Raw genomic sequence first — 16328 nt, 5'->3', positions numbered from 1 at the left:
CGCTGAAACCAAATGTGGGAGCGGGCTTGTGTAGGAGCCGGGCTTGCCCGCGATGCAGGCACCTCGGTGTGTCAGTTACACCGGGGTGATGCTATCGCAGGCAAGCCAGCTCCCACACAAGCCAGCTCCCACATTTTTAGCGCATTCCCGCTTAAGGGCGTTTACGCTCCACCGGGCGCAACAAATGCGTCGGCGGTGTTTCGCAGCTGATCTTGCGGCCCAGCAAAGTTTCGATCGACGGCAACTGATACGAGTCGTCTTCACCGGCAAAGCTGATGGATACGCCCGCAGCGCCCGCACGGCCGGTACGGCCAATCCGGTGCACGTAGTCGTCCGGCACTTCCGGCAGGGTGAAGTTGATCACGTGGCTGATGCCGTCGATGTGGATCCCGCGCCCGGCCACGTCGGTGGCCACCAGCACACGAATCTTGCCTTCGCGGAAACCTTCCAGGGTCTTGATGCGCTTGTGCTGCGGCACGTCGCCAGACAGTTGCGCGGCGTTGACGCCGTCACGCACCAGGCGCTCTTCGATACGCCGCACTTCGTCCTTGCGGTTGGCAAACACCATCACCCGCTCCCAACCGTTGTCGTTGACCAGGTTGTAGAGCAGCTTGTACTTGTCGGCACCGGCCACTGCATAGATGTGCTGTTCGACGTTCTCGCTGGCAACGTTCAGGGCCTCGATCTCGACGATGGACGGGTCGGTGGTCCACTGCTTGGCGAGGTTCATCACGTCTTCGGTGAAGGTCGCGGAGAACAGCAGGGTCTGGCGCTCGTTTTTCGGCGGGGTCTGGCGAATGATCTGACGCACCTGCGGGATGAAGCCCATGTCGAGCATGCGGTCGGCTTCGTCCAGCACCATCACTTCGACCATGTCCAGGTGCACGTCGCCGCGCTGGTTGAAGTCCAGCAAGCGGCCCGGCGTGGCGACCAGGATGTCGCAGTGACGCGCTTCCAGGTGCTTGAGTTGCTTGTCGAAGTCCATGCCACCGACAAACGTCATCACGTTGAGGCCGGTGTATTTGGTCAGGTCGGCGGCGTCCTTGGCGATCTGGACCACCAACTCCCGGGTCGGGGCGATGATCAGTGCGCGCGGCTCACCCATGTAGCGCTCTTTGGGCGGCGGGGTCTGCAGCAACTGGGTGATGATCGAGATCAGGAAGGCAGCGGTCTTGCCGGTACCGGTCTGGGCGCGACCGATGGCGTCTTTGCCGGCGAGGGTGAAGCCCAGCACTTGCGCCTGGATCGGCGTGCAGTACGGGAAACCCAGGTCCTGGATGGCGTGCATCAGTTCCGGGGCGAGCTTGAAGTCATGAAAGCGGGTTTTGCCTTCCTGGGGTTCGACAACGAAGTCTTCCAGTTTCCAGGGGATAACCACAGGTTTTGGCGCGCGTTCGCGGCGCGGTTTTTCCTGGCGTGGCTCCTGACGTGGCTTCTCGGCGGGTGGTTCTTCAGCGACGTTAACCGTGGCGGGTGTGGTCACCGGCTCTTTTTTTGGCGAGGCTACAGGTGCGGTCCGGCCAGGCTGCTGACCGTCATTGCGGTTGCCTTGGGCGTGGGCGGGGGCACTGGAACCTGGCGCGAGCTGCTCAGCCTCGCTTTTACCGAACATCTTCTTGAGTGCTTTGAGCACGGTCATCTCATCAATTGGTTAAGGAATGTACGCCGGCCAGTGTAATGCAAGAATCGGGCGCGGCGTAGTGCGTTGGTCATACGGCTACACAATGTGTGGTTTTCAGCCGAGGCGGGCGGCCAACCAGGTACCGATATCGTGTATCTCCTGGGGTAACACTTCGTGGCCCATTGGGTATTCCTGCCATGCCACGGTGACACCGCGGGACTTCAAATGCTCATAGGCGCTGCGTCCCATGGCGTTCTGGACCACATCGTCGTACTGGCCATGCAGGCACAGCGCCGGAATTCGTTGCTGGCTGGCCGACAATTCAAGCTCGTCGCCGAAGGTCGGAGCATAGGTGGAAAGGGCAATCACGCCACCCAATGCGCCCTGCCATTTAAGGAATGCGGTGTGGAATACCACGGCGCCACCCTGGGAAAACCCGGCAAGGAAAATCCGCGAGGCGTCTATTCCGCTGCTTTTTTGTTCCTTGATCAGGTCGGTGACCATTCTGGCCGACTCTTCCAGCTCTTCAAGGCTGATGGAGCGCGCCGGGCTCATGGCCTTGATGTCGTACCAACTGGGCATCTCATAGCCGCCATTAATGGTTACCGGGCGTGTCGGCGCCTGGGGCAGAACAAAGCGTGTAGTCAGGAGTTTTTCCTGCAGGGCTTCAGCCACCGGCAGGAAGTCGTAGCGATCGGCACCCAGGCCATGCAACCAGATTACGCAGGCGTCTGCGGGCTTGGCGGGCTGAAGAATCAAGGGTTCGGTCATGTCTGCTCCATAAATGTGCGTGCGCTCCGATTGAGTGCGTCGGAACGGTGCGCGACGGGTTGATCTGTTAAGAGAATGTCGCAAGGTTGAATCTTTTGCTCTTGACCATGGGCTGAAACGACTCAGCCACCAGTCTGGTACGGGGCTTGCTATGAGAAACCCGATGTCAAGGCTCACCCCAGGCGGTAACACTATCAGTGACTGACGCCTGTGGGATAGCAACTGGACTTAAAGCAAAAACCTCATGCTGTTTGACCCCAAAAAAAGCCAACACGGGTCGATGTCGCCTCATAAGGGTGCGGTGGGGTTCGAGCTCCGACACAACAAGAGCAAAACTGGAGGTTTGAATGAAGGTATTGAAATCCACCCTGGCCATCGTGACCGCGGCTGCCGTACTGGGTGTCAGTGGTTTCGCCCAGGCTGGCGCTACCCTGGACGCCGTGCAGAAGAAAGGCTTTGTGCAGTGTGGCGTGAGCGACGGTCTGCCGGGCTTCTCGGTGCCGGATGCCAGCGGCAAGATCCTCGGGATCGACGCTGACGTGTGCCGTGCTGTTGCGGCTGCCGTATTCGGTGACGCAACCAAGGTCAAATTCAGCCAGTTGAATGCCAAGGAGCGTTTCACCGCGCTTCAGTCTGGCGAAGTCGACATCCTGTCGCGCAACACCACCATGACCAGCTCCCGCGATGCCGGCATGGGCCTGAAATTCCCGGGCTTCATCACCTACTACGACGGTGTTGGCTTCCTGGTTAACAACAAGCTGGGTGTGAAAAGCGCCAAGGAACTGGACGGTGCAACCATCTGCATCCAGGCCGGTACCACCACTGAACTGAACGTTTCCGACTACTTCCGTGCCAACAACCTGAAGTACACCCCGATCACGTTCGACACCTCCGATGAAAGCGCCAAGTCGCTGGAATCCGGTCGTTGCGACGTACTGACCTCCGACAAGTCCCAGCTCTACGCACAGCGCAGCAAGCTGGCCTCGCCGAAGGACTACGTGGTACTGCCGGAAACCATTTCCAAAGAACCACTGGGCCCTGTCGTGCGTAACGGCGACGACGAGTGGCTGGCCATCGTGCGCTGGGTTGGCTACGCCATGCTCAACGCTGAAGAAGCCGGTATCACCTCGAAGAACGTCGAAGCTGAAGCCAAGTCCACCAAGAACCCGGACGTTGCCCGTCTGCTGGGTGCTGACGGCGAATACGGCAAAGACCTGAAAGTGAAGAAAGACTGGGTCGTACAGATCGTCAAGCAAGTCGGTAACTACGGCGAAGTGTTCGAGAAAAACCTCGGCAAAAGCACGCCTCTGGAAATCGATCGTGGCCTGAACGCACTGTGGACCAACGGTGGCATTCAATACGCACCACCTGTGCGCTGATCGCTGATGGTTCTGTCACCCGGTGGGCCAACCGCCGGGTGATGTTCTGTTCCATTATTCCTGGGGCACTTAATGCAAAATCAAATCGGCGCACCAAAACAGAAGCTCAGCTTCAGTGATCCAAAAGTGCGTGCGTGGCTATTCCAGATCATCACGATTGTGGCGGTGGTCTCGTTGGGCTGGTACCTGTTCAACAACACGCAAACCAACCTTCAACACCGGGGCATTACCTCGGGTTTCGACTTTCTTGAGCGCAGTGCCGGCTTCGGCATCGCTCAGCACCTGATCGACTACACCGAATCGGACAGCTATGCCCGGGTCTTTGTGATCGGTCTGCTCAACACGTTGCTGGTGACTGTGATCGGCGTGGTCCTGGCGACCATCCTCGGGTTCATCATCGGCGTGGCGCGCTTGTCGCCCAACTGGATGATCAACAAGCTGGCGACCGTGTACGTGGAAGTGTTCCGCAACATTCCGCCACTGCTGCAAATCCTGTTCTGGTACTTCGCGGTCTTCCTGACGATGCCGGGGCCGCGCAACAGCCACAACTTCGGCGACACGTTCTTTGTCAGCAGCCGTGGCCTGAACATGCCCGCCGCCTTGATGGCGGACGGTTTCTGGCCGTTTGTGATCAGCGTGGTGGTGGCGATTATCGCTGTTGTGCTGATGGCCCGCTGGGCCAACAAACGCTTTGAAGCCACCGGTGTTCCCTTCCACAAGTTCTGGGCCGGCCTGGCACTGCTGGTGGTGATTCCTGCGCTGTGTTCACTGATCTTCGGTGCACCGCTGCACTGGGAAATGCCCAAGTTGCAGGGGTTCAACTTTGTCGGCGGCTGGGTATTGATCCCTGAACTGCTGGCATTGACCCTCGCGCTTACCGTGTACACGGCAGCGTTTATTGCCGAGATCGTGCGTTCAGGCATCAAGTCTGTCAGCCACGGCCAGACCGAAGCGGCGCGCTCCCTGGGCCTGCGCAACGGTCCGACCCTGCGCAAAGTGATCATCCCGCAAGCCTTGCGCGTGATCATCCCGCCGCTGACCAGCCAATACCTGAACCTGGCGAAAAACTCGTCACTGGCTGCCGGTATCGGTTACCCGGAAATGGTTTCGCTGTTTGCCGGCACGGTGCTCAACCAGACCGGCCAGGCCATCGAGGTTATTGCCATCACCATGAGCGTGTACCTGGCGATCAGCATCAGCATTTCCCTGCTGATGAACTGGTACAACAAGCGCATTGCGCTGATCGAGCGGTGAGGAAGCCTGCATGAGTACGCATACATTCAAACCTGATATGCCGCCGCCGAACAAAGTGTTCGGGCCGATGGCATGGATGCGCGCCAACCTGTTTTCCAGCTGGCTCAACACCCTGCTGACGCTGTTGGCGTTTTACCTGATCTACCTGGTCGTGCCACCGATCCTGCACTGGGCCATCCTCGACGCCAACTGGGTCGGGACTACGCGCGCCGATTGCACCAAGGAAGGCGCCTGCTGGGTGTTTATCCAACAGCGCTTCGGGCAGTTCATGTACGGCTACTACCCCGGCGACCTGCGCTGGCGCGTGGACCTGACCGTGTGGCTGGCCATTGTCGGCGTGGCGCCGTTGTTCATCTCGCGCTTTACCCGCAAGGCGGTCTACGGCCTGAGCTTTTTGGTGGTGTACCCGATCGTTGCCTACTTCCTGCTGCACGGCGGGATCTTCGGCATGACCAACGTTGCCACCAGCCAGTGGGGCGGCCTGATGCTGACCCTGGTGATCGCCACCGTCGGCATCGCCGGCGCCTTGCCATTGGGCATTGTGCTGGCGCTGGGGCGGCGGTCGAACATGCCGGCGATTCGTGTGGTCTGCGTGACCTTCATCGAGTTCTGGCGCGGTGTGCCGTTGATCACGGTGTTGTTCATGTCGTCGGTGATGTTGCCGCTGTTCCTGCCGGAAGGCATGGGCATCGACAAGCTGCTGCGGGCGTTGATCGGCGTGATCCTGTTCCAGTCGGCCTACGTGGCCGAAGTGGTGCGCGGCGGTTTGCAGGCGATTCCCAAGGGGCAGTACGAAGCGGCCGCCGCGATGGGCCTGGGTTACTGGCGCAGCATGGGCCTGGTGATTTTGCCCCAGGCGCTGAAGATGGTGATCCCGGGCATCGTCAACACGTTTATCGCGTTGTTCAAGGACACCAGCCTGGTGATCATCATCGGCCTGTTCGACCTGCTCAACAGCGTCAAGCAAGCCGCCGCCGACCCGAAATGGTTGGGCATGGCCACTGAAGGCTACGTGTTCGCCGCCCTGGTGTTCTGGATTTTCTGTTTTGGTATGTCCCGCTATTCCATTCATTTGGAACACAAGCTGGACACAGGCCACAAGCGTTAGGAGTTTTGTGATGAGTGAAGCGATCAAACAGCCTGTGAGCCCTGAAGGCATTATTCAGATGCAGGGCGTCAACAAGTGGTATGGCCAGTTCCACGTGTTGAAAGACATCAACCTGAACGTCAAGCAGGGCGAGCGTATCGTGCTGTGCGGCCCGTCGGGTTCCGGCAAGTCCACCACCATCCGCTGCCTCAACCGTCTGGAAGAGCACCAGCAGGGCCGCATCGTGGTCGATGGCGTGGAACTGACCAACGACCTCAAGCAGATCGAAGCGATCCGCCGCGAAGTCGGCATGGTGTTCCAGCACTTCAACCTGTTCCCGCACCTGACCATCCTGCAGAACTGCACGCTGGCGCCGATGTGGGTGCGCAAGATGCCCAAGCGCAAGGCCGAAGAAATTGCCATGCATTACCTTGAGCGCGTGCGTATTCCGGAACAGGCCCACAAGTTTCCGGGGCAACTGTCCGGCGGCCAGCAACAGCGCGTGGCGATTGCCCGTGCGCTGTGCATGAAGCCGAAAATCATGCTGTTCGATGAGCCGACCTCGGCGCTCGATCCGGAGATGGTGAAAGAGGTGCTGGACACCATGATCGGCCTGGCGGAAGACGGCATGACCATGCTCTGCGTGACCCACGAAATGGGCTTTGCGCGCACCGTGGCCAACCGCGTGATCTTCATGGACAAGGGCGAGATCGTTGAACAGGCGGCGCCGAATGACTTCTTCGACAACCCGCAGAATGATCGGACCAAGTTGTTCTTGAGCCAGATTTTGCATTGATGCGGGAGTAACGCTTAAAAATAAACCCGGCCTTGTGCCGGGTTTTTTGCGGGTCAGGCCATCGTAAGATTTTCATGTTCTTTGTGCTCGGTGTATTTAAACGCTCCTCGCAGGTCGGCACCTTCGGCCAGAGCCTTTGCGTCAGCGAGCAAATGCGGGTAACGATCCAGGAGGCGCATCAGCAGCATCAATGCCTTTGGCGGAAGAATCTCGCCGCGCTCGTAACGCGAAAATGCGTTGTGGCCACCACCGGACAGCAGTTGCACGGTTTCTTTTTGCGTAAGGTGTAGTTTGCGACGGATACGCTTCATCTCGGCGCCGATCATTTGCCGGGCCGCGATAACCAGTTCATCGCCAGCTTGCCCGTGGCGCTCCGAGCTTTCGGGATCCCATTCGATTTCTCCGCACTTCTGGCACTCCCAACCAGAAAGATTATCGACACGGCGCTCCATGCCCTTGATGCTCATGGTTTCGCCGCGCCCTTCGAAATGTGTCATGCCCTCACGCGCGCCGCAGCTGAAACATTGCTGGGTTTTCATGGGTTTTTCTCCTTAAAGGAGATTACGGGTGGGCCGCCGGCAGGGCGGTACGTCACCTTTATATAAATCTCCAGATCTTTTGAGTTCGTGTGGTACACGTCCTGCCACACTCGATGGTCTTCATGGGTGGTCATCGATTTGTACAACATCTTGGTTTGCAGCTCGAAAATGACTTCCTGCATCTCTTCAATAGTCAGGCCCATCTCCTGGCCGGTCCTTTCTGCGGTATTGGTAAATGCTTTCTTCCCAAGCCGCCTGACATTCGCTTTTATCGCCGCCAAATCGTAATGAGGTGTGTACTTTTCCATAAGACACCTGAGGCCGAAATTACCCTCTAAGGGTAATTTTATCAATCGGAAATCCCGCTCCATTTGTTACCCAACCAACCCTAGTGCGTTGCCTTTGTAGGCAACTCCTAATAGGCTGTGGGAAAATTCATCCTATGATTGGACGAAAGCTCAGATCCCATGACAGACATCGCCCCTCTCATCAAACGCTCCCTCGTCGACCTGGCCCTGGACCAGTTGCGCCAGCGCATCACCCAAGGCGTGTGGGCGATCGGCGAGCGCCTGCCCACCGAGCCCGAGTTGTCTGCCGAACTGGGCATCAGCCGCAACACCGTGCGCGAAGCCATGCGGGTGTTGGCGTTCTCCGGGTTGATCGAGATCCGCCAGGGCGACGGCAGCTACTTGCGCTCCATGACCGACCCGCTGGGGGCAATGAAAGCCCTGTCCCACTGCACCCTGGCCCAGGCCCAGGAGACACGGCAGATTCTCGAAGTCGAGGCCATCGGCCTGGCGGCGTCAAGGCGTACGGATGAAGACCTGATCGCCTTGCGCGAGGCGCTGAAAGCCAGCGGCGAGCATTACCACGGCGACCTGGAGCACTACATCACCTGCGACCTGGTGTTCCACAAACGCCTGGTGGACGCCGCCCACAACCCGGCCTTGAGCGAGCTGTACCAGTACTTCTCCAGCATCGTCGGTGCGCAACTGCGCCAGACCCTGAACATCAAACCCCGCCGGCAAGCGGTGTTCGATTTGCACGGCGCCTTGCTCGATGCCGTGGAGCAACAGGACCCGGAGCGCGCCAAGGCCCTGTCCCGGCAGTTGATCAATGAACCTTGAACCCGAGAACCTCATGCCCCGTTCAGAAAACGCCCTTGAAGAACTGCTGATCGATGCCGAAGCCGACGACGATGAGGTCCAGCACAGCCCGCCGGTGGTGAGTCGCCCGTGGTTGTTGCTGCTGGGCCTGATCCTGGTGGCGCTGAACCTGCGCCCGGCGCTGTCGAGCATGTCGCCGCTGCTTGCTGAGGTATCGAACAGCCTCGGTTTGTCGGCGGCCAAGGCCGGACTGCTGACCACCTTGCCGGTGTTGTGCCTGGGCCTGTTTGCGCCGCTGGCACCGATCCTGGCCCGGCGTTTTGGCGCCGAGCGCGTGGTGCTGGGGATCCTGCTGACCCTGGCGGGCGGCATCATCCTGCGCAGTTCATTCGGTGAGGTCGGACTGTTCGCCGGCAGCCTGCTGGCCGGTGCGAGCATTGGCATCATCGGTGTGTTGCTGCCCGGCATCGTCAAGCGCGACTTCGCCAAACAGGCGGGCACCATGACTGGCGTGTACACCATGGCCCTGTGCCTGGGCGCGGCGCTGGCGGCGGGGTCCACAGTGCCGCTGAGTCACTACTTTGGTGACAGCTGGACCATCGGCCTGGGGTTCTGGATCCTGCCGGCGTTGATCGCTGCACTGTTCTGGCTGCCGCAAATCGGCCAGAAGCACGGCGCGCACTCTGTGGCTTATCGGGTGAAGGGCCTGTTGCGTGACCCGCTGGCCTGGCAGGTGACCCTGTACATGGGCCTGCAATCGTCCCTGGCCTACATCGTGTTTGGCTGGTTGCCTTCCATCCTGATCGGGCGTGGCTTGACCGCCACCCAGGCCGGCCTGGTGCTCTCGGGGTCGGTGATCGTGCAACTGGCCAGCTCCCTGGCCGCGCCGTGGCTGGCTACGCGGGGCAAGGATCAGCGCCTGGCTATCGTGGTGGTGATGGTGCTGACGCTGGGTGGCCTGTTCGGTTGCCTGTATGCGCCGCTGGACGGTTTGTGGGGCTGGGCGATTCTGCTGGGCCTGGGCCAGGGCGGTACGTTCAGCCTGGCACTGACCTTGATCGTGCTGCGTTCGCGCGATGCCCACGTCGCCGCCAACCTGTCGAGCATGGCCCAGGGCATCGGTTATACCCTGGCGTCCATGGGGCCGTTCGCGGTGGGCCTGGTGCATGACTGGACCGGCGGCTGGGCCGCCGTGGGCTGGATTTTCGCGGTGATCGGCCTGGGTGCGATCGTCGCCGGACTGGGCGCGGGACGTTCGCGGTACGTTCAGGTGACCAGCGAAAAGGTCTAGCGCTCGGGGCTACAGGTACACGATTTGAAGGCTGCCCGAGCCATCGATGCGTACGTCGGTGCTCAGGTCCAGGTTTTTCAGGGCCGCGAGCACCACCTCGACCTTCAGCAAGGTATTCAGGTTCTGAATCGCTGACGGCCCGGCGGTGCTGCCTTCGGTGTCGGTAAAGGCCAGGTAGCTCTGTGAACCGATGTCGATAGGCCGCAGGTTGGCCGGGCGCCAGGCGACGCCGCCCGTGGTGGATTCGGTGCCATAGATTTGCGCCACGCTGTCGACCACGGTGAGTGTCGGGTCGAAACTCACCGAGAACAGGCCCACCTTGTTGCCGCTGTTATCCAGGCCCAATCCGTAGAAGATCTCGCTGTTGACGTTCGCCGAGCCGTCGCGGTTGTCCGTCATGAGCAGGGCGAAACGGGTCGGACCGTTGCAACTGATGCCCAGGCTCAATTGGCGCAGGGGCAGGCGTGTGCCTGTCTCGATGTTCAGGTCCTGATGGGAAATTTTTCCCAGGTCAACCACGCCCCCACCGGACAGCGTCGGGGTGCAGGCCAGCGGGGTAATGCGGCCCTTTACCGTCAACTCGACGGTGGAAGCGGCGTGTGCCATGGGTGGGATCAGCAAGAGTGCGGTGGAGAGTGCAATGCCGTAAAGGTTCATGGGTGGGTCCTCGATAGACGTTACAGGTAAATGATTTCGATGGTGCCCGAGCCGTTCAGGTGCACATCGTTGCGCAGGTCCATGGTTTGGCTGGGGGCCAGGATCGCTCTGATTTGCAGGCTGCCGGAGAGGTTCTGGATGGATACCGGGCCGCCGTTGTCGCCGGCACGGTCGGTGAACCCCAGGTAGCTGTTGGCGCCGAGGGGAATCGTCTGGGAGCTGGAGGTGCTCCAGGCGCGACCGGCGGTGGTGGAGTCGGTGCGGTACAGCGAGGCCAGGGTGTCGGCGCTGAAATTCGCGGGGTCTACCTGCACGTAGAAGCGCCCGATCTTGTTGCCTGCGCCGTCCAGGTCGAGGCCATAGGAGGTTTCATCGGTGCCGCCGGTGGCCGAGCCGTTGCGGTTGTCCTGCATACGCACGGCGAACGGGGTGGCGGCATCGCAGGCGACGGAAAACAGCAGGTTTTTGGTCGCCAGCACGGTTTCCCTTTCAACGTTGAGCGCCTTGGCCGACAGCGTGCCGTAACTCACCACGCCACCGTTGGACAAGCTCGGGACGCAGGCGGCGGGTACAACGCGTGCACGCAGGCCCAGCTCACGCGCACGGCCGGTGTTGACCGCATCGATCAGGCCGCTGGCTTCCCATGGGGTTGCGTCCTGGACCAGGGTGGCGCCCGCATCGGCCCAGGCGCGGACGGTCAATTGCAGCGCCAGGCTGTTGCCCGGCACCACCGCGCCGGCCCGCACCGGCGCGATGCCATAGCCAGGCCGCCAGTTGAGTACCGCGCTGGTGTCTGTGGGTGATTGCCCCGGGGCGCTCAACAGTCCCAGCTCCACGGCCTGGCCGTCGACGACGGCGTCGCTGAGCTGTATCTGATAGTTGCCGCGCTCGGTAAACCGCAGCCGCTCGGCGCTGGCCGCCAGGCCACGGTAGAACAGGCTCAAGTCGGTGGGCTGCGGGCAGTTGAGCGTCAGGCTCAAGCGGCGTTCGCCGACCAGCTGTTGGCCCGCCGGGTCGTGGCGGGCGGTGCGGCTCAGTTGGCCGAAATCCAGCAGCGATTCACTGAGGTTCAGTTGGCACTCGTCCAGCGCCTGGGCGTTGGAAGCCATGCCGAGCAGCAGTAAGGTCGCCAGTCGTTGCAGGGTCTTATCAAGGTTCATGGCACAGTCCTCAAGGCATCTGGCAGCGGGCGGGGGCGGTTTCGAAATACACCTGCGGGTCAGCCTTTTCCGCGAGTTCGAAGCGCAACCGGCAGCGGTTCATGCCGGGGGCGTTTACCCACAGCGAAGGTTGATCGAGCACGTTGGGCAAAAACACTTGGCTGTTGTCCTGCACCAGCGTCACGAACGCCCCCTGATCGTCGGTCACCGATGCGCCGCGAGGCAGCGGTTGGCCCTGATCCGTAATGACGGTGAGCAACACGCGGCGCGTCATCGTCACGCCGAAGTCGAGTTTGTCCACCGCCCCGCGTCCGGCAGAAACCATCGCCAGTCCGTTGCTGATATCGGCGTTGCGAGGCAGTGAGCGGGTTTGCACCTCCACCGCGCTGCTGCCATAGGCCGTCACTTGCGGCACCACGGCCTGGCCTTGCCAGTCGGTCCAGACCGGCCCGCTGGGGGTGTTGACCTTGATGCCGGGCATGTCGCCGACCGACAGCACGGCGAAGGTCTCGCGTACCGGGTAAGGCGACAGGGTGACGCCGCCGTCATGCACCACCACGCCACCGCGGGCACCGCCCTGGTAGCTGGATTGATCCGCGTTGGAGCGGGTGTAGTTGAAGTCGAACTGGCTGTAGCGCGGCAAGTACGAAACCCCCAGCGAGCTTTCCACTTCCTGGTCACGGCTGTCGTGCTCGGCGGCAACCCGGTAGCTGAACTGGTCATTGACCTGCTCGTTCAGGCCCACGCCGATGCGGTGCTCGCCCCCCGAGTTGCGCAGCCAGGAACGGCCGCGACGGTTCTCACCCAATGGAACGCTGACCGTGAAGTACAACGCGTTGTCCTGATAATTCTGGCCGCCCATCTGGCGTTCGCCGCTGGCGGAAATCGACACGCCCCTGACGTTGGTGCCCCAGGAAGCGAAGAGGCGGCTGCTGTCATCACCGTCAAATGTGCTGGAGCGAGAAGCGCCGCCGCTGAATGCGCCCAGCCAAGGATGGGTCCAGGACAGCGCCAGGCTTTGTTGGTCACGGTAACGGTGGCGGGTGTTGCGGCGGGTTTCCCGCTCGTTCTGGTAGACCGTTTCTTCCAGTTCACGATACCCGGGTGTGCGGTAGGAGTTGGCTGCCGTGAACGACCATTGCTCGCCCAGCCGCTGGGTCCAGGACAGGTCGGTTTGCAGCCCGCGTTCGGCTTCGTCCAGCCGTGCGTCGGTGGCCTGAGTGGAGAGTTGGATCTGGCCATCGGCCCACGGCAGCCAGCCGAGGTTCAACCCGGCGGAGCGATAATCACTGGCCAGTAACGTGCCGGCCCCCAGGCTCAGCCGCGGGTGCAGCGCACCACTCCAGCCGGCGCTGACGACCCAGGGATCGCTGCCATCGGCGTCGCCGACGTTGCGTACGCGCCCGGCCCCGATTGAATAGCCGGGTGCAGGCAGGCCAATCCCGAGCAGGGCCGCCGGCACGGTATAACGCCGTTCGCCACCCGAGGTTTCCTTGACCGTGACTTCCACATCCGAACGGTTATTGAGGCGCCTCACATCGGTCAGGGAAAACGGGCCGGCGGGCACTACGGTGGAGTGGATCAGTGCACCGTTCTGGCGGATTTCCACCTGGGCGGGGCTGTTGGCGATGCCGTCAATGGTTGCGCCCTGGTGCTGATCCTGCAGCGCCTGTTCAGTGAACACCTGCGCGCCGGTGATCTGCGCACCCGGCAGCACCGGGTTGTAGAGGTTGATCTGGCCGGTCTGGAGCACCGCCTGATGACGGGCAAAGGTGCGTTGCGCATAGGCTTCCAGGTGCGTGCTGCTTGAGCGGTCATCCTGCCAGGTCTGTACCTGCCGGCTGCGCACGATCCAGTCGCCGGCATTGAAGCCGACCTCGGTGTTGGCGGAACCGAAACGGCTGCTGTCGTCATTGAAGCGGTTGTAGACGCCACTCATGTCGTAGTTGAGCAGGGCGGCGACGCCGCCGGTCTGGTAGCCGGAAATGTCTTGCTGGCGCGGGCGCAAGGCGTCGGTCGGCACCACCAGCGCCACGCTGAGGGTGGCGGGGTCTTGTTCAACCACGGTCTGCGGATAGGCCTTGATGAAATCATGGCAGCGCGGGTTGTCGTCGGGGACGATCAGGTTGGCCGCGTCGAGCAGCGGGCGATCAAAACACAGGCTGCCGTGCTCATCGAACTGTGCGTTGATCCGTCCTTGTCGCTGGCCGTTCACAGCGAGGCTGACGGCGTGCACGCCAGCGGTGAAGCGGGGTGTTTCCAGCAGCAATTTGGCCAGCGCCGGATCGATGCCGCGCTGGTGCAAGGTCTTTGCGTCGAACTGGCCCTGGCTGTCGGCCCAGGCCGGGGCAAGCCAGAGCAGGTTGATCAGCGGGAGCGCGGCCCTGCTTAAGAGCGTACGCGCCAGGGTGCGTTGCGAACCGTCGCGCACGGCTTCGCCGTCACGGTACTTCAATACTGTTTTCACGAAGGACACTCGGATTGTTGGGGGCGCGCAGCCTCGCTGCGTGCGGCTCCCGGCCTGTTGGGTGGTGACCGTCATGGCGCGGTCACTTCATTTTTATGGTGCGTCGGATCTCTTGAGTGGAGGGGCAATCGGCGCGTCATAGGCGGCGACCGCAAAGCCGTATACCGTGGCCGGTTGCAGGCGCACGCTGCTCGCGGCCTGCGCAGCGACACCCATCGTCAGGTGTTCGCCGGGCAAAATGTAGGTGCGTGGCAGCATCGCCCGCTGCTTGCCGGGCAGCAGTTGCAGCTCCTGGGCCAGGCGCACGACATACGGGGTGTCGTTGAGGACACTGAGTTCGTTGTTGTTCAGCGACCAGCTCAAGCCGGTCCAGGGCGTGCGATTTTGCGCCAGGCCCTTGGGGTGAATGATCACCGGCAGGTTCTGGCGCACGGTCACGCCAACCCGTGCATGCCCGGCCTCGGCGGGCGCCCGGTCCTGGGGCATGCCTTCGAAGATCGCGCGCTTGAGTCGTTGAGTGGTCAGGGGTTGCCGGTTCTGCAAAATGAAGCGCACCAGTTGGGATGCAGAGGGGTTCACCCTGGCCAGCGGCGGGGTGACCACCAGCAGGCTCTCGGTGTCTTCGGGCACGTTTTCCAGGGTGACGTGCAGCAAGGCTACCTGCGAGTCGGTGTTGGTCACCGAAACGGAGGCTTCGCCTTCTGCCTCATGGACGATCACCACGGACGTTTCCGGCACCATGCCGTCGGCCAGGGCCGCACAGCTCCATAGCAGGCTGAACAGGCCGAGGCTCAGAACGTGTCGCATATCGGGTTTTGATAATAACGGGGTCATGACGTGTCTCGTCAGGTCATTCATGACCCGGCCCCAGGCGCAAGGCCTGAGGTGCGGGTCGCGAGAACGTTAAAGGTATTTGACGGTGATCGTCGCCGAACCATCCAGCGGCACTTCGTTATCCAGTGTCAGTTGGCGGGTGGGCGCGATCTCCGCACCGACCCGCACATTCGCCGTCAGGCTGCGCACGGGAATCGGTACCAGAGAACCTATATAGGCAACACTGAGAATGTCACCCCGAACAAGATTGGGTTCGGCCCACCATGAGCCGCCGTTGTTCGGCGAAGCGATGGTATGCACCGCTATGCCGTCGGCGACGGGTGAGGAAAACCTCAGCTCAAAGGCCCCGAGTTTTTCACTGCCATTGATCAACCCCAAACCGTAATACATCGCGTCGCCCCGGTGGTCAGAGCCTTCACGGTTATCGTTGCCCTGCAAGGCCAGCAACGTGCTGCCCTCGCACGCAATTGCCAGTTGCAGGTTGACGTTGGCCAGGGAGGTAGCGCGGTCGGGCCGCAGGTCCTTGGCGGACATCTTGCCGTAGTCGACCACACCGCCGCTGGTGAGCGTTGGCGTGCAGGAACTCGGTGTAACCAGTCCCTTGACTGCCAGATCCACGGCCGAGGCCGCGTGAGCATCAAGGGCGCCCAGTAACAGGACCGGCGCGATGATGCTGAGCATCTTGTTCATGGTGAAACGAACTCCTTTTCAGTGTCGGGCCAGGGGTTACAGGTACTTCACTTCCAGTGTTGCGGAACCGTCGATCAGTACTTCATTGCTCAGGTCCAGACCGTCGGTGCGGGCGATGCTGGTTTCCACCTGCAGGTCCACCGTGAGGTTTTGCACTGGGAGCGGCTGAGTGTCATCGCTCATTGCGCCGACTGACATGTAAAGCCCCGGCTCCCAGATGTATTCAGCGCCCCAGGTGGTGCCTTTGTCGTAAGAGGCAATCGGTTGAACCGCTACGGTATCGGCCACGGGGCTACGCAGCATCAAGTTGTACCCCCCAAACGGCTGACTGCCGTTGATCAGACCCAGGCCGTATCGATTGCTGAACGCCGCAGTGCCCGGACGATTGTCAATGGCGTTCAAGGCGAACTGAATTGGCGCATCGCAGTTCACGGTCATCTGCAGGGTTTGTGAACCGAGGTGCGTGGGATTGTTGGTCTTGAGATCTTTCGCCGAGATCTTGCCGTAATCGACCTGGCCGCCACCGGACAACGTCGGCGTGCAGGAGTTGGGGGTAATCAGGCCGGTCACCGTCAAGTCCACAGTGGACGCCGCAAATGTGGCAGGAGCGCAGGCGATCAACAGGGTGCTGGCAACGGTTTTGAGTAGCGTGTTCACGGTAAAAATTTCCTTTGTC

At 61.3% G+C, this 16328-nt stretch carries 16 protein-coding genes; 6 read left to right on the top strand and 10 right to left on the bottom strand.

Annotation, left to right across the window (positions count from 1 at the left end; all coding sequences use genetic code 11):
- Window positions 1-151: 151 nt before the first annotated feature.
- Window positions 152-1639: an ATP-dependent RNA helicase RhlB gene (gene rhlB / locus HKK54_RS04535; RefSeq protein ID WP_032881918.1), complete on the bottom strand. Its 1488-nt coding sequence runs from the start codon at window positions 1637-1639 to the stop codon at window positions 152-154.
- 96 nt (window positions 1640-1735) lie between these two features.
- Entirely contained in the window at window positions 1736-2392 is a 657-nt protein-coding gene (locus HKK54_RS04530) for an alpha/beta hydrolase (protein WP_010170394.1), read from the bottom strand.
- Window positions 2393-2739: 347 nt separating this feature from the next.
- On the opposite strand from HKK54_RS04530, the gene HKK54_RS04525 reads away from it, so the two are divergent.
- The 4 genes from HKK54_RS04525 to HKK54_RS04510 all read left to right on the top strand — a co-directional run bounded on the left by HKK54_RS04525 (window position 2740) and on the right by HKK54_RS04510 (window position 6908).
- Window positions 2740-3771, top strand: a complete 1032-nt coding sequence (locus tag HKK54_RS04525; protein WP_010170392.1) for an amino acid ABC transporter substrate-binding protein — start codon at window positions 2740-2742, stop codon at window positions 3769-3771.
- 72 nt (window positions 3772-3843) lie between these two features.
- Complete coding sequence (locus HKK54_RS04520; RefSeq protein WP_010170390.1) at window positions 3844-5025, top strand: amino acid ABC transporter permease; 1182 nt, start codon at window positions 3844-3846, stop codon at window positions 5023-5025.
- A 10-nt stretch (window positions 5026-5035) separates the two neighbouring features.
- The gene (locus HKK54_RS04515) at window positions 5036-6133 is read left to right on the top strand and encodes an amino acid ABC transporter permease (protein WP_003216325.1); all 1098 of its coding nucleotides are present in this window, start codon (window positions 5036-5038) and stop codon (window positions 6131-6133) included.
- 10 nt (window positions 6134-6143) lie between these two features.
- On the top strand, window positions 6144-6908 hold the full coding sequence (locus HKK54_RS04510; RefSeq protein ID WP_003171943.1) for an amino acid ABC transporter ATP-binding protein: 765 nt from the start codon (window positions 6144-6146) through the stop codon (window positions 6906-6908).
- Window positions 6909-6961: 53 nt separating this feature from the next.
- Here the strand turns inward: HKK54_RS04510 and HKK54_RS04505 are convergent, their stop codons facing one another.
- Together HKK54_RS04505 and HKK54_RS04500 are read right to left on the bottom strand one after the other, a co-directional pair.
- A complete protein-coding gene (locus HKK54_RS04505) occupies window positions 6962-7447 on the bottom strand; it encodes a type II TA system antitoxin MqsA family protein (RefSeq protein WP_169386260.1) in 486 nt (161 codons plus the stop codon).
- Window positions 7444-7755 (bottom strand): type II toxin-antitoxin system MqsR family toxin, encoded by a 312-nt coding sequence (locus HKK54_RS04500; RefSeq protein WP_029615878.1) that lies wholly within the window; start codon window positions 7753-7755, stop codon window positions 7444-7446. The genes HKK54_RS04505 and HKK54_RS04500 overlap by 4 nt, the downstream gene beginning before the upstream one ends.
- Before the next feature lie 159 nt (window positions 7756-7914).
- Here HKK54_RS04500 and HKK54_RS04495 point away from each other — a divergent pair, with 159 nt between their 5' ends.
- The gene (locus HKK54_RS04495; protein WP_169386259.1) at window positions 7915-8574 is read left to right on the top strand and encodes a FadR/GntR family transcriptional regulator; all 660 of its coding nucleotides are present in this window, start codon (window positions 7915-7917) and stop codon (window positions 8572-8574) included.
- The gene (locus HKK54_RS04490; protein WP_169386258.1) at window positions 8564-9844 is read left to right on the top strand and encodes a CynX/NimT family MFS transporter; all 1281 of its coding nucleotides are present in this window, start codon (window positions 8564-8566) and stop codon (window positions 9842-9844) included. Before HKK54_RS04495 ends, HKK54_RS04490 begins: the two co-directional genes overlap by 11 nt.
- 9 nt (window positions 9845-9853) lie before the next feature.
- On the opposite strand, the gene HKK54_RS04485 is transcribed toward HKK54_RS04490, so the two are convergent.
- From HKK54_RS04485 to HKK54_RS04460, 6 genes are all read right to left on the bottom strand, one after another.
- Window positions 9854-10501 carry a DUF1120 domain-containing protein gene (locus HKK54_RS04485; protein ID WP_169386257.1) on the bottom strand — a complete coding sequence of 216 codons (648 nt, stop codon included), beginning with the start codon at window positions 10499-10501 and terminating at the stop codon, window positions 9854-9856.
- Window positions 10502-10521: 20 nt separating this feature from the next.
- Entirely contained in the window at window positions 10522-11661 is a 1140-nt protein-coding gene (locus HKK54_RS04480; RefSeq protein WP_010170370.1) for a DUF1120 domain-containing protein, read from the bottom strand.
- Between the two features lie 10 nt (window positions 11662-11671).
- Window positions 11672-14128, bottom strand: coding sequence for a fimbria/pilus outer membrane usher protein (locus HKK54_RS04475; RefSeq protein ID WP_169386256.1), 2457 nt, complete (start codon window positions 14126-14128; stop codon window positions 11672-11674).
- Between the two features lie 93 nt (window positions 14129-14221).
- Window positions 14222-14935, bottom strand: coding sequence for a fimbria/pilus chaperone family protein (locus tag HKK54_RS04470; protein WP_169389245.1), 714 nt, complete (start codon window positions 14933-14935; stop codon window positions 14222-14224).
- Between the two features lie 96 nt (window positions 14936-15031).
- Complete coding sequence (locus tag HKK54_RS04465) at window positions 15032-15652, bottom strand: DUF1120 domain-containing protein (RefSeq protein WP_169386255.1); 621 nt, start codon at window positions 15650-15652, stop codon at window positions 15032-15034.
- Between the two features lie 36 nt (window positions 15653-15688).
- Window positions 15689-16309: a DUF1120 domain-containing protein gene (locus HKK54_RS04460; RefSeq protein WP_169386254.1), complete on the bottom strand. Its 621-nt coding sequence runs from the start codon at window positions 16307-16309 to the stop codon at window positions 15689-15691.
- Between the last annotated feature and the right edge of the window lie 19 nt (window positions 16310-16328).

It is taken from the genome of Pseudomonas sp. ADAK13, assembly GCF_012935715.1.
Classification (GTDB): domain Bacteria; phylum Pseudomonadota; class Gammaproteobacteria; order Pseudomonadales; family Pseudomonadaceae; genus Aquipseudomonas.
Note: the sequence above shows the minus strand (reverse complement) of the source record. Positions and strands in the feature narration are given on the sequence as shown.